At 67.5% G+C, this 12,884-nt stretch carries 16 protein-coding genes and 1 pseudogene; 16 read left to right on the top strand and 1 reads right to left on the bottom strand.

The annotated features are described in order from the left end of the window. The first annotated feature begins 149 nt into the window (after positions 1–149). The 16 genes and pseudogenes from ABZ382_RS09120 to ABZ382_RS09045 form a co-directional block, all read left to right on the top strand. Positions 150–422, top strand: a complete 273-nt coding sequence (locus ABZ382_RS09120) for a hypothetical protein (protein ID WP_357086105.1) — start codon at positions 150–152, stop codon at positions 420–422. After that, a complete protein-coding gene (locus tag ABZ382_RS09115) occupies positions 422–727 on the top strand; it encodes a hypothetical protein (RefSeq protein ID WP_357086103.1) in 306 nt (101 codons plus the stop codon). The genes ABZ382_RS09120 and ABZ382_RS09115 overlap by 1 nt, the downstream gene beginning before the upstream one ends. Further along, entirely contained in the window at positions 724–1,065 is a 342-nt protein-coding gene (locus ABZ382_RS09110; protein WP_357086101.1) for a hypothetical protein, read from the top strand. Before ABZ382_RS09115 ends, ABZ382_RS09110 begins: the two co-directional genes overlap by 4 nt. Then, on the top strand, positions 1,062–1,460 hold the full coding sequence (locus ABZ382_RS09105) for a hypothetical protein (protein ID WP_357086099.1): 399 nt from the start codon (positions 1,062–1,064) through the stop codon (positions 1,458–1,460). Before ABZ382_RS09110 ends, ABZ382_RS09105 begins: the two co-directional genes overlap by 4 nt. Before the next feature lie 215 nt (positions 1,461–1,675). Next, the gene (locus ABZ382_RS09100) at positions 1,676–2,401 is read left to right on the top strand and encodes a hypothetical protein (RefSeq protein ID WP_357086098.1); all 726 of its coding nucleotides are present in this window, start codon (positions 1,676–1,678) and stop codon (positions 2,399–2,401) included. Then, positions 2,398–3,480, top strand: coding sequence for a hypothetical protein (locus tag ABZ382_RS09095; RefSeq protein ID WP_357086096.1), 1,083 nt, complete (start codon positions 2,398–2,400; stop codon positions 3,478–3,480). The genes ABZ382_RS09100 and ABZ382_RS09095 overlap by 4 nt, the downstream gene beginning before the upstream one ends. Continuing rightward, positions 3,477–5,471: a hypothetical protein gene (locus tag ABZ382_RS09090; RefSeq protein WP_357086094.1), complete on the top strand. Its 1,995-nt coding sequence runs from the start codon at positions 3,477–3,479 to the stop codon at positions 5,469–5,471. The genes ABZ382_RS09095 and ABZ382_RS09090 overlap by 4 nt, the downstream gene beginning before the upstream one ends. 40 nt (positions 5,472–5,511) lie before the next feature. After that, complete coding sequence (locus ABZ382_RS09085; RefSeq protein WP_357086092.1) at positions 5,512–6,009, top strand: hypothetical protein; 498 nt, start codon at positions 5,512–5,514, stop codon at positions 6,007–6,009. A 37-nt stretch (positions 6,010–6,046) separates the two neighbouring features. Then, on the top strand, positions 6,047–6,418 hold the full coding sequence (locus ABZ382_RS09080) for a hypothetical protein (RefSeq protein WP_357086090.1): 372 nt from the start codon (positions 6,047–6,049) through the stop codon (positions 6,416–6,418). 37 nt (positions 6,419–6,455) lie between these two features. Next, positions 6,456–7,889, top strand: coding sequence for a hypothetical protein (locus ABZ382_RS09075; protein ID WP_357086088.1), 1,434 nt, complete (start codon positions 6,456–6,458; stop codon positions 7,887–7,889). Beyond that, positions 7,886–8,284, top strand: a complete 399-nt coding sequence (locus ABZ382_RS09070) for a hypothetical protein (RefSeq protein WP_357086086.1) — start codon at positions 7,886–7,888, stop codon at positions 8,282–8,284. Before ABZ382_RS09075 ends, ABZ382_RS09070 begins: the two co-directional genes overlap by 4 nt. A gap of 30 nt (positions 8,285–8,314) precedes the next feature. Further along, the gene (locus ABZ382_RS09065; RefSeq protein WP_357086084.1) at positions 8,315–8,659 is read left to right on the top strand and encodes a hypothetical protein; all 345 of its coding nucleotides are present in this window, start codon (positions 8,315–8,317) and stop codon (positions 8,657–8,659) included. Positions 8,660–8,664: 5 nt separating this feature from the next. Beyond that, positions 8,665–9,657 (top strand): toprim domain-containing protein, encoded by a 993-nt coding sequence (locus tag ABZ382_RS09060; RefSeq protein ID WP_357086082.1) that lies wholly within the window; start codon positions 8,665–8,667, stop codon positions 9,655–9,657. Positions 9,658–9,695: 38 nt separating this feature from the next. Further along, positions 9,696–10,103: a hypothetical protein gene (locus ABZ382_RS09055; RefSeq protein ID WP_357086080.1), complete on the top strand. Its 408-nt coding sequence runs from the start codon at positions 9,696–9,698 to the stop codon at positions 10,101–10,103. Between the two features lie 97 nt (positions 10,104–10,200). Continuing rightward, positions 10,201–11,262 carry a DUF2637 domain-containing protein gene (locus ABZ382_RS09050; RefSeq protein ID WP_357086078.1) on the top strand — a complete coding sequence of 354 codons (1,062 nt, stop codon included), beginning with the start codon at positions 10,201–10,203 and terminating at the stop codon, positions 11,260–11,262. 61 nt (positions 11,263–11,323) lie between these two features. Beyond that, positions 11,324–11,692, top strand: a pseudogene (locus tag ABZ382_RS09045) (DUF5131 family protein); the annotation flags it as partial. Positions 11,693–11,852: 160 nt separating this feature from the next. On the opposite strand, the gene ABZ382_RS09040 reads toward ABZ382_RS09045, so the two are convergent. Further along, the gene (locus ABZ382_RS09040) at positions 11,853–12,818 is read right to left on the bottom strand and encodes a hypothetical protein (protein WP_357086076.1); all 966 of its coding nucleotides are present in this window, start codon (positions 12,816–12,818) and stop codon (positions 11,853–11,855) included. Between the last annotated feature and the right edge of the window lie 66 nt (positions 12,819–12,884).

Below are 12,884 nucleotides of genomic sequence, written 5' to 3'. Positions count from 1 at the left end.
CTTCTAGGGACGAGTTTACGCCTCCGGGACGTCCTGAGAAGTCCTTTTCGCGAATGATGCCGTCCACCTTGCATCCAGTTTCCTTGTGGCACAGGTGAGTACAGAGCTCGCCCATTGATCACACAAGAAGCTGATGGGAGGCATGCAGCGTGGCATCGAACAAAGGTGATCGTGTGTTGCAAGCGAGGATTGCGGCACACGCATCGTGGGCGAAGACGGAAGATCGAGCCGCCCGGACAGCGAAAGCGCGCCGGGCATTGATGGACAAATTCGAGCGTGCCGTCGACCCTGACGGGCTGCTCAGCCCTGAAGAACGGGCATTTCGTGCGGAGCATGCGAGGAAGGCGCACTACCTGCGGTTGAGCCGGAAGTCGGCGCAGGCGCGCCGCCGGCGCAATATGCACAACGGTGGTGAAGCGTGATGCGTGATTTCATGGGCGATCACGTGTCGCAGGTGGACAAGTACGGTCACGCCGCTGGTGACGACGGGGTCTTCATGTCCACGTCGGTGCGGGGTTCGTTTCGGGTGAACTACGCCGCCCACATCGGCAAGGTCTGCGTAAGCGTTGAGGATGTGCTCCGCGGCGGCGGTCGGATGTCGATGCAGCTGACGCTGGAGCAGGCGATGTTGCTGCGTGAACTGGTGGACGCCGGTATCGCGGATGCGTTGGCGGCGACCACGGTCGAGCCGCTGGCCGAGTTGCCTACCGGTGGTGATCCAGCGTGAACTGGGCGGCTTTGTTCGGGTCGAAGGCTGTGCTGGAGGCCGAGAATCAACGGCTGCGTCGTGTCCTGGCCGATCGCGACGCCCGCGTCGCCGAGCTGTCGACCGCCTTGGACGACGTTCTCGACCGGGAGCAGATGCACGCCTTGTCGGCCCCGCACGAGCAGTTGACGTCGGCGGCGTGGATCGATCGGGTCGGGCAGGCCCGCGCCCAGCATCCCGGACAGCCGCGTCCAGTCCGGGGTGGCGCGGAGCGTCCCGGCGCGCGGGAGTTGATGACGTCGCTGGAGGCCACTGCGGCCGGTGCGGCGGTCGGGGTTGATCGGCGGCGGTCGCGATGAACGCCCGGTTCCATGATCCCGATGGTGAGCGGTACGGGATTCCGACCTATCCGTGGCGGATGGCGCCGCAGCATCTGAGGACCAAACGTCAACTGGCCCAGCGCAATCAGCGTCCGGGTGACGAGGCGCAGGCGCAGGTGATGGCCAACACCCGGCGTGGGGTGGTGCGCGGTTACCTCTACGACGAGGCCACCGCGGTCCCGAAGCGGGAGTGCAGTCCGGCGCAACAGGAGTCGTTGCAGATCGCGCGGTGGGTCCGTTCGGCGAACGCGTGCGAGGACCGCGGCATCGATGCCACCGACATGCGGGAGCTAATCGCGGAAGCCCGCGCGAAGCTGGCAGCCCGACGGTCCGCGCGGTCTGGTGTGGAGCCCGATCGGAGGCGGTCGCGGTGAGCTGCGCATGCGGTACCGATCAGGCCAAGGGCCGCGGGTTGTGCTCGACGCACTATGCCGAGTACCGGCGGCGTCAGATCGCTTACGGGCGTTGGAATCCGAGGGTGCCCGCGGACGCGGTGCGCGAACACGTCGCGGCAATGCGTGCTGCCGGGGTGAACCAGAATCAGCTGGCCAAGCTGACTGGTGTCGCTCAGCCTTCTCTGTCTCGGATTATGACGGCCGGGCCGGACACGCGGGTCGCGGCGTGGGTGGAAGCGGCGGTGCTCGCGGTGCCGGTGCCTGACCGGGCCGCGGAGGTGACCACCGAGAACGCGCTGGTGCCGATCCTGGGTGCTCGCCGGCGTTTTCAAGCCTTGGTGGCGTCGGGGTATCCGGCGGCGCATCTGGCGCGGGAGATGGGTGTGGCCCGCACCAATCGCACGGTGTGTTCGCTGATGGGTCACCGCGCCGACAGCGACGGGCGTGTCACGCAGGAGATTTCGGCCGAGCGTGAGCGTGAGGTCAAAGCCCTGTTCGACCGGCTACAGATGACGCCGGGCCCGTCCCGGCAGGCCCGGGCACTCGGGCAGCTGCGTGGGTGGCCGTTGCCGCTGGAGTGGGACGAATCGGCGATCGATGACCCGAACGGTCGCCCCGAAAGGGCGCGCTGGACGCCTGAGTCCGCGCGTGAGGAACGCCGTGAGCACGTCGACCGGCTGACCGCTCAGGGCTTGACCGCTCCGGAGATCGCCGAGCGGCTCGGGATCAATACCCGGCTCGTCGAGCGTGACCGCGCCCGCCACCGCGGGTCGACGGACACCGAATCGACTGCCCCGGAACCGTCTTCGACCGCCGAGGTGGACGCGATGCGGGAGCTGGCCGTGAAGGCCCGCGCCGATATCGCCGCCCGCCGCCGCCAGCCCGCGCGTCGACGTGGGGGATTGGAGCGAACCCGATGAACCACAACACGAGGACCAACCACTACGCGGGGTTGGAGCGCCGGTACCGGACCCAGATCATCGGCGGCCTGCGTGACGCCGGACTGACCTACAGCCAGATCCGCACCCTTCTCGGGACCAGTCTGCACCAGATTGAAACCGTTCTCAGAGAAGGACAAGACCTGCGGGCCAGTGGATTCCGCGCCAAGGAGATCGCGGACGAACTGGGCGTGCCCGCCGGATCGCTGGGCCGGATCCTGCCGCCGGCGCGGCGCGGAACGATCACCGAACGCCAATCCCAAGTACTGCGGGCGGTGTCGGACATGCGCGGCATGCAGGTCGACGTGCTGGCGCAGTACCTCAACGTCCTCGAATCGAGCGCGTACGCAATTGTTCGGGAGCTGATCGCCAAGGGCTTGTTGTGCCAGCTGGAGAAGGTGCAGCGCGGCCGGGCTTGGGTGTACGCACCGCCGAAGGTCGAGGCCCGCTACCTGGGCTGGCGGCCTGCGGCATGGACCCCGCCGCTGATGTACGCCGAGCACTACCGCGCGGTCGCACAAGCCAGGATCATGCTGGTCGGCAACGATCCAACCGCGTTCATCTCCGAACGCGCCCTGCACCGCGAAGCCACCGTCGCCGCCCGCATCGCCGCCGAGAAGCGGCGCGGCACCGCGGTGTTGGAGTTCTCCACCGGCATCAACCCGCTACCGGGACGCCCGCACCTGCACGACGGCCGGTTCCTGGGCGTGGTGGGCGGCAACTACGGCTGGTGGGCGCTGGAGGTCGAGCTCAGCGTCAAGGACAAGGCCCACATGGATACCGCGTTGCAGGGCGCGATCCGCGCCGCCCGCGACGCGCACCCCTACACCATGGTCGGCCTGCTCTACCTGTGCCGCACCGACGCGGTCCTCAACAACGTCGAGGCCGCCGCGGCGCGGCTGCCCGCTGAATTCGATTCTCTGCCCCTGCACTTGCGAATCCGGGACTTCGACAAGGAATGGCAGGCCTTCCGGGACCGCCGCCAGAGCATCCGTGACGCCGACCGCACGGCAAAACGCGAGCGCCACACCATCTTCGAAATCTCCAAGGAAGCATCATGAGCACCCCCGACTGCATTCCACTGATCACCCCCGCCGACTGCGGCCCCGTCGCCGCCCTGGACACGCCCGCGGCCCCGATCGCGCCGATCACCGCCGAGGCCCCGCCCGGAACCCCGCCCGTCGTGCGGGAGGCGACCGACCCGCTCACCCACTGGTCGAACCCGGACCTGTCCCACGCCGGCGCGACCGTGGAGACCGCGCTGGTGTGCGGGGCCGCGTTGACCGCGATGCTCGTGCTGATCGTGGCCGTGGCCGCGACCAAACCCGTTGAGCCGCACCGGCTGCGGAATTTCGCTGCCGCCGCGTGGGCGCTGCCGCTGACGTCGGTGCTGGCGGGCGGTTCGTGGTCGACGCCGTTGAGCCTGTTGTGGGACGGCGCCGAGCATCTCGCTCACGGGCAGCTGGGCGGATTGTCGATGATGCTGGTTCTGGGCTTGCCGTCGACGATGTTGGTGGCGTCGCTGTGGTGGGCGCATTTCCTGATCAAGACCGAGACCGTCGGGTTGAAGTCGCTGCGCACCACCAAACGCGTGCAGGACTCGCTGACCGCGCGCCGCCAGCAGGCCGCGGCGAAGGCCGCCAAACGCGGTGCGCCCCTGCACCGCGGGCACGACATCGTCCTGGGCACCCTGTCCGACACCGCCACCCATAAGGCGCCGGGGGTGTGGCGGAAGCTGGCCAAGCGGCACGAACCGTGGCTGGCGATCGCCCACTCCGATGCCCGCAAGCAGCAGGCCATGTTCGGCACGACCGGTAGCGGCAAGACCGTGGCGATGGAACGCTACGCCGCCGCCCTGTTCGACTACGAGTGGCGGGCCTGGCAGAAATGGGCCGCCGTCCCCGCTATGGCGGGCAAGCACTCCCGTCCCCTGCTGGTGATGATCTCCTGCAAGGGCGGCGAAGACGACCGCGAACTGGGGTCGAGCTTGCGCGCGGCGATGCTCGCCCGCGGCGTCGCCCCCGAACGCATCGCGCTGGTCGGTGCGGGGATGGAAACCCTCGACATCTGGGAGAAAACCCCCGCCCGGCAGCTGCGTGCCATGATCGCGGCCCTGCTCGCGGCGACCGCCGAGGCCAGCACCGCCGAGGGCCAGCATTTCGAGGGCATGCAGACGCGTATCGCGTCGCTGGTGGTCGATGCCCCGGTGGGGCCGCCGCGCAACCACATCGAGCTGTTGGAGCGGCTCAATCCGGTCAAGCTCAAGGACATCTGGAACAACGCGCCCGACGTGGTGCGCCAGATCGATGCGATGCAGGCCGAGAAGGTCGCGCAGCTCGACGACGCGTTGATCAAGTGCACCAACGTGTTCGAAGACCTCAAGGACACCAGCGGCCGCATGGTGTTCGACGGCGGCCACGACATCGGCGACCTCGACGTGCTGTTCATGACCGTCCCAGCTCTCGACAAGGACGCCGCCCGCGCCCAGGTCGCCACCACGCTGCGGCTGCTGATGGAACGGGCCGGGCGGACCGCGAAAGACCTGCGGCGCAGCGTGATCCTGTTCATCGACGAGCTGTCGGCGTTGACCACGAAGAAGGGGTCACTCGGGGTCGAGGACATCGCCGAGCGGGGCCGCTCGCAGAAGGTCGCGATGGTCTTCTGTGGCCAGAGCCCCGAATCGGTCGCCCCCGACGCGTGGTCGTTGGGACGGCTGTTGAAGACCTGCGCCGGCGGTGTGCTTCTCGGCTACATGGAAAACGCCGGTGAACTGTGCAAACACGCCGGATCGGTTCCGGTGATGCTGCCGTCGCGGCACCTGATCAAGGGCCAGCGCCACGGCGACGAGGGCCAGGTGTCGGTGGGGGAGAAGTGGCTCGTCGACCCCGACCGGGTCCGCCAGTTCGACACCGGTGACTTCGTGTTCTTCAAGAAGGGCCACGCCCGATTCGGCCGCATCGTGCCGCTGGACAAGTCCGAACTGTCGCGGCTGCCCGGCACCAGCCCCGCTGTCGCACTGACCGGTGAGGACCCCGCCCCCGCCACTGCGTAACCCCCTTCGCCTTCTCGAATCCGATTGGAGCACAACAACTATGCGTATCTTCCGCGACCACGACGATCACGACGATCACGACGACGAGCAGCCCCGCAAGAACCTCAGCCGCGACGACCTCGCCGAGCAGGCCGACGAGATGGTCGACGCGATCGCCGACTACCTGACCGAGATCGCCGACCAGAACCCGCACGCAACGCCGACCCCGCACCCGGTTCCCCAGAGCGCTCCGGTCCAGGCCGCGGCGCCCGCGCTCACGCCCACCGAGACCGTCGAACCCGCGTCGATCCCGCCGACGAAACCCCATGCCCGCGGCCGGATCTGGCGTGCGGGCGCGGCGGGCTCCTTCGTTGTGGTCGGTCTCGCCGCGGTAGCGGCGTGGGGCCAACCCGCCGAGGTCGGTGTCCCCATCGCCGTCTACGGGCTGGGCTGGATCGCCTACCTGAGCTGGGACGGCGCCCGCCGCCCGTCCCCCTCGCTGGCGTTGGCCGCATTCACCGAACGCCGCGCCGCCCGCACCCTCCGCAACACCCACTGACCCCGCAATTTCACCACCACCACAAGGAAGGAAACCAATGTTCAAGAACCGGAGAGAGCCGGTCCTACCCATCCCCAGCGACCTCTACAACGAGATCGGCGAACTCGGCGACCGCGTGCGCGAGCTGCGCGAGGACATCGCCCGAATCCGCGGCCAGTACGCGCTGCTGGTGCAGTCCCCGAACTCCCTGCGGGTCGACGAGCTCGGCGCGCCGACCGACCCGCGCGAGGCCGCCATCCTCACCCACCAGGGATTGCGGGTCATGGACCGCGACCTGGAAACCGTCGAGAAGAGCATCAGCTGGGTCCGCGGCCCCGCGAGCCGCATCAGCCTCACCGACGCCGCCGCCGAGCACCGCGACCAGCAGCTCGCCGCGCAGCAGCAGGCATCGATCGAACGCACCCGATAACCCAAACCCTCTATCCCTGAAAGGAATTCATCACCTCATGTCCGAAATCGATGAGATCACCCAGCAGACCGGCCGCACCTTCCGCGACGTGCTCACCGTCGCGGGCCAGTGGCTGCGCACGTTGCGTGGCGCCGACGGCCGCACCCCGAAACTGACCCGTAAGCAGCGCCGCGAGTTGGGTGAGCAGATCATGGCCCAGGTCGGCGCCGAGAAGGTCAACGCCGCCTACTACACCAAGCGGGTCGCCGATTACCGCTCCGAGCACGCCGTTGCCCGGTTCCGGCGCGAGAACGACCCGCTCTACACCGACCACGACGCCGCCGCCGAGATCGAGCGTCTGGAGGCGATGCGGCTGCGGATCGAGGAAGGTCTGGGCACTTCGGCGCTCGGGATCGAGCAGCGTGGGCAGGTCGTGATGGCGTTGGACCGCGCCACCCGCGCCCCGTACACGATGAACGCCTCCATGGCCGCGGTGTTCACGCCGATGACCGAGCACGACCGGCGTGATGCACGTGCGGCTGCGGTCGAGTCTGAGCAGTGGGTCAGTGCCCGCACCCAGGAATGGGACCGTCGGGTGGCGTCGATGACCGTGGACCAGCCCGCCCAGCCGACCCGGTCCCCGCAGCCGGAGTTGACCCTCCAGCAGGAGGTCGCGATCGATCGCGATCATGCCCGTGCCAACGCGATCCAGGACATCCGGCACGTGCAGTACACGTGGCTGCGCGACCAGGCCAGCGGCCGCGGCCGCGACCCCCACGGTGAACTCGCGCGACGCCAGGCTGCCGAGCAGGCCCAGCGTGCGGGGATGACGACTGAGCAGGTGCGGTGGGAGTTCGCCAACGCCGAGGCCAATTCCCGTTGCCAGGTGTCGTTGGCCGCAAGCTCTCCCGACGGGTCCCGGCAGCTGATGCGCGGCTACTTCGCCACCGAGGCCGAAGCCGCTGCCTGGACGAACGACGCGGTCCGGTTCAACGACTGGAAGCCGGGAAGCTCGCTGACCGTGCGTGCCCGCGAGACCGGCCGCCGCTTTCCCTTCTACATGGCTGAGGGCAACCAGGTCGACATGGCCGCCAGCGTCGAGGGCTGGCACCGTGACCTCACGCCGGACAAGCCCCAGCCTCCCGACAAGGCCAGAACCAACGAAACCAGCACTCCTGCACAGGGTTCCGAGGATATGGAGCGGCGGGTGCTGATGTTGCAGCGTGGCCTGGACGCGGTGACCGCTGACCGCGACGGCCACAAGCAGCAGCTCGACGCGGTGCGCGGGGAGCTGGAGGCGATGAAGAACACGCAGCTGGGCCTGAACAAGGACTTGCGTGATCTGCGGGGCGACCTCGACGCCGCGCGCGCCGACCGTGACCGGTACCGCGGTGAACGCGACGAGGCCGTGCAGAAGATCCGGGCCGACCGCACCAGCCGTGAGCAGGCCACCAACGGTGCGGACAACCCGCGCCCGCAGATGAGCCGGTGATCATGCACCGCGAACACGAGGAAGCGATGCGGGCGGACTTCTCCGACCGTTTCGCGATCAGCCTGAACGCTCTGGCGCCCGGGGTAACCGACGAACAGGCCGACGAGATCCGCCGGCGGGTCGCCGAATACGACCAGCGGTGGCAGTCGGGACCGCACGCGCAGGAGTGGGCTTTCCTGCACGCCGCCTACACCGACTGGCGTGACTTCCCCGAGGACATGGGCGTCTTCGTCGAGGAGCTGCGCACCAATCCGACCGTCTACGCCGACTTCGGGCCTACCGGGGTGCAGATGCGCAGCCTGGACCAGGCCCTCAACATCGCCCGCGAAATGCGCTGCGCCCGACCGGCACCGACACCGTCCACACAGCGCGAGCCGATCAGAAGGGACCGGTGAGCAGCAATGCAGTCCGAACACGAAGAAGCCATGCGTTCCGACTTCCGCGAACAGGCCGCGTTGCAGCAGCGCACCTACCAGGCGGACGTGACCGAGACCGAGATCGGCGAGTGCTTCAGCAAGGCCCGTGAGATCCACTCCCGCTGGAACGACGGCCCCCACGCTGACCAGTGGCAGTACCTCAACGGCGTCTACGCCGACTTCCGCGACCGCCCCGACACCATGGACCGGTTCCTCGACAACGTCGAGCACAACCGGGCTCAGGGCTGGGACGGCGGACTCGACGACGTCCAGCGCCGCAGCCTGCACCAGGCCAAAGCGCTGACCGAACCGCATCGGGTCCGCTCGCGCGGCCAGGTGCAGCGGGAGCGCTGATCGGCATGAATCACGATCCGGCTCAGGGGCGTTCGTGGCAGCTGATCACCGCTGCCTTGACCGCCACGATGGGGCCGGGCCGGGACCGGGCACGGTGGACAGTGTTCCTGTGCCCGGTCCACGAGGCCGACGGCCAGCACCATGACCCCTCACTCGGGGTCCGCTACGACCCCGCCCAAGGCAAAACCATCGTCCGATGCTTCGCCCGCTGCGACGACAAGGACGTCCTCGACAAGGTCGGGCTCCGCGTGCGGGACATGTGGGATCGATTGCCCGAGCGCAACCCGAACCAGCCCTACCACCGCGCGCCGCGCCGCCCGCCGTCCCAGGCCCAGCAGGCCCAGCAGCAGCGGGTGTCGTTGGTGGACAAGGCAATCGACTACGCGCGGTTCGCTATCCGATCCAAACCCGATCTCGGTGAAGCGATCGGGCCGCCGCAGAACGTGTGCACCTACGTCTACCGGCACGCGGATGGGCGCATCGAGGGCGCGGTCACCCGCAGGTCGACGCCGCACGAGCTGGGGGACAGAAAGTCGTTCACCCAAGGTCGGTGGAACGGAACCGATTGGGAACACACCGGTTTCGCGCCGCTGCCCTACCGGCTGCCCGAGGTCCTCGACGCTGTCGGCAGTGGGCGGGAGATCTACGTGTGCGAGGGCGAGAAGGACGTCACCCGCGCGTTCGAGGCCGGTCAGATCGCCACCTGCAACGCCATGGGCACCGGCAGCTGGACTGCCGAGCACGCGAAATGGCTGCACGGGGCGGGGCGGGTGATTGTGGTCGCCGACCGCGACCGCCCCGGATACCTGCACGCCGCCAAGGTCGCCGACACCCTGCACGGCCGGGTCGGCGAAGTCCGAGTGCTCCAGGCCGCTGCGGGCAAGGACCTGTCCGACCACCTCGACGCCGGCCACGGCTTCGCCGACTTGGAGATGGTGCCCTACCTCGACCGTCACTACCGCCAACCACAACAGCAGCAGCGCACTCGCAGCCGCTGACCTCACGCAACCATCAACCACACAGGAGAAATCCAGTCATGAGCATCAACTTCGGTCAGCGGTTCATCAACGCCGCCAACAAGATCCCGTCCGCGTTTGCCAAGAACACCACGCCCGGCACCACCGTGTACGGGCGGATCACCAACATCGGCGAGCAGCCCAAGCTGAAGTTCGACGGCGCCCCCGGCGAGGTCGCCAAGGACCGCTACGGCAACACCATCATGCAGATGTTCATCACCATCGAAACCCCCACCGGGGCAAGGAATCTGTACCCGACCAGCCGGATGGAGCAGGCGATCGGCCAAGCGATGGCCACCGCCGGCGCGGCCAGTTTCGATGTCGGCGCGACCTTGTCGGTCACCTACACCGGCCCCGACCCCGACAACGACAAGGCCCGCCTCTACACCGCCGTCTACACCCCCGCCACGGTGCACGGCGGCAAGTGACCGGCAACGCCGCCGGACCGACCGTGGGGCACAACGGTGTGCCCCACGGTCGCACCCACCCGGACCCGGCGACGACCACACGAGGAGGGACCACGCCATGACCGCCACCGATACCAGCCCCGACCCGAAGCACCGTGTCACCGCCGACCATCTGCCCGCCGTGTCCTCGGCCGGACACGTCGACCCCACCCCGTGTCCTTCCGGTCCGGTTGGCGCGCAGCAGGACACGGACGCCGCCCGCCAGGACACACCCGCGCGAGCGGAGGACACATCGAACCGATTCCAGGAAACGGTGCGGGACACAGCGGGTCAGAACCGGCCCGCCCGCGATCATGTCGAGACCGCGGCGCTGATCGCCGTGATTTCGGTGTTGACCGCCGCGAGCGGATGGTCGGCTATCGCCCTGCACGGGCTCGCGCAGGCCGCCGGCATCACGTCGTGGCTGGCGTGGGGCGCCCCGGTCATCGTGGATGGGCCACTGATCCAGGCCGCTATCGCCCTGGTCGTACTGAAACGCCGCGAAAAGGGCGGCGCGACGATCGAACCCGGTCAGCGCGCGTTCTTCTGGTGGATGCTGGCCATGTCGGAGCTGGTCAGCCTGGTCGGCAACGGCGCCCACGCCTGGATGTCGACCACCCGCACCGTCGAGGGCTGGGCGGCGGCGGTCGTGGCGGGCGCGGCGCCGATCGCGGCCATGGCCGTCATGCACGGGCTGACAATCCTGATCGAGGTACTCGGCCAGGCTCTCAAAACCACACCCCACGCAGGTATCGCCGAGCGAATCACTCCCGCAACCGATTTCGAGACACCGCGAGCACTTACTAGTGGTGTGCCCTCGGGACACGCCCCCGTGTCCTCGGGTGTGTCATCGCCTGCGGCAGGACACACCCAGGACACACCCGCTGTGTCCTCAGTGGATTCAGGACACAGCGCAGGACACAGCCGCGAGGCTGCCGAGGACACAGCGGTGTCTCCCGAAGACCGCGACGCGACCATCTGGGCGATGCATTCGGCCGACGCCAGCCTGCGCGATATCGCCGCGGCAACCGGTCTGTCCTACGGCTATGTCGGCAAGGTCATCAAGCGGCTCAAAGCCGAACGCGGCGACACCGACGGCGACAACAACGGACCGGGGGCGACGCTCCACCTCATCCACTGACTCCACCCACATGCCGTCAGCACACCCACAGCACCAGCCCAGCCCCGCGTGAACGAGATGGATCATGAATGCCACCGGAATCGAATGCACCGAAACCACCTGGAACCCCACCACCGGCTGTGACCGCATCAGCCCCGGTTGCGACCACTGCTAAGCCCTGACCATGGCAAAACGGCTGCGCGCCATGGGATAGGCGAAGTGCCAGACCGACGGGCACCCTCGCACCAGCGGACCTGGATTCGGTCTTGCCCTGCACCCGCAGGCGCTGACCGAGTCACTGCGCTGGCGCCGCCCGCGGCGAGTGTTCGTCAACAGCATGAGCGACCTCGGCCACGCTCGAGTCCCCCGCGAGTTCCTGGCCGAGATCTTCGCCGTCATGGCCACCGCCCACCAGCACACGTTCCGGATCCTCACCAAACGCCCCGGACGCCCGGCGAAGATCCCGCGTCTATGGAATCGGCGCTTGCGTCCCGCCCACCGTGTAACTGCACCATTGCGGCTCTTGGGCCCCAGCCCGCGAATGGACTAGGGGCTCTGTCGTTTCGTACAACTCTCCCCAGTGTGCAACGGGACATGGTGTTCGAAGACCGCTAGAAGTGGTCGGTGAGTTTTGTGAGATCGTGCAGCACGGTGGTGCCGTATTTCTCGGCGAGGCCCTCTTTGTTGATATGAGCTGCCCACTGGCGTTCCGTAACGACGATGTCGCAGTAAGGGACTGCGATCGATAAGGCATTCACGTCGTTGAGGTCGTGGGGGTGCCAAGGCTGTTCCGGGTTCCGGAGCCGCACGCGTCGCAGTTCGCGCGATACCCAACGGCTGGGGAGGCTCTCCAAGAATCTGTGAATGCGCTCTTTACCCGTAAGCACCTCGTCCAGATCGATCGCGTTGCGTTTGCAGACTGCCATGAGTGCTGGCAGGAAGTCGGCGATCTCACTGGCCGTTGCCCAGTCGCTGAGGCGAGGCCCTCGCAACTTATTGGAAGCGACGTGGGCGGCTTGCATCGCCTGCGTATCGGCGAACATCTGGTCGCCGTCTCGAATGTTTAGCGCAGCTTCAAAGGTTCGGTTTTCGATTTCGCTTGAGATAGGCGGAACGGCGAGAGCGCCAAACTCGACAAGCCAGTCGAAGGCCTCGTCGAACTCGGTGCGCTGAAGCGGCGGCAAAGCTTCGAGTAGATCCGGGTCGATCCGACCGAAGCTTACGTTGGTCTTGAAGGCATGGTTGAAGCCCACACCAAACAGGTTCAGCTGGTCAGAGAGGGGGTCTCCGACCAGTGCCTCGTGAATCTCCGCGGGAACGATTGCATGCGGTGGCGCAATCGTGTGGAACCGGGAAAGCTCCGCCATTGTCCACGCAAGGTTGTAGCGACTCTCCAGTTTCGCCCGGCGCTGCGTCTCGAAGTAGTGAGCGCAGGACAGTACGAACGACACCCGGCCGCGCTCGACGAGTTCGGGCATCGTCTTGAACACGGTCTCGAACTTCTTGCCATCGGGGTGTCCTGCACGATATTTGGCTAGGTCGATCCACTTCGCTTGATCGAGGTAGACACGCAACATCTCCCGATTGTCCCAAGGCTGTCCACGGATTTTTGGCCGAGTTAGTCACGCAGTCGGCTGTTGGAC

It is taken from the genome of Nocardia sp. NPDC005825, from assembly GCF_040630175.1.
In the GTDB taxonomy this organism is placed as follows: domain Bacteria; phylum Actinomycetota; class Actinomycetes; order Mycobacteriales; family Mycobacteriaceae; genus Nocardia.
The sequence above is the reverse complement of the archived record's forward strand: the minus strand, read 5'-3'. Positions and strand labels throughout refer to the sequence as shown.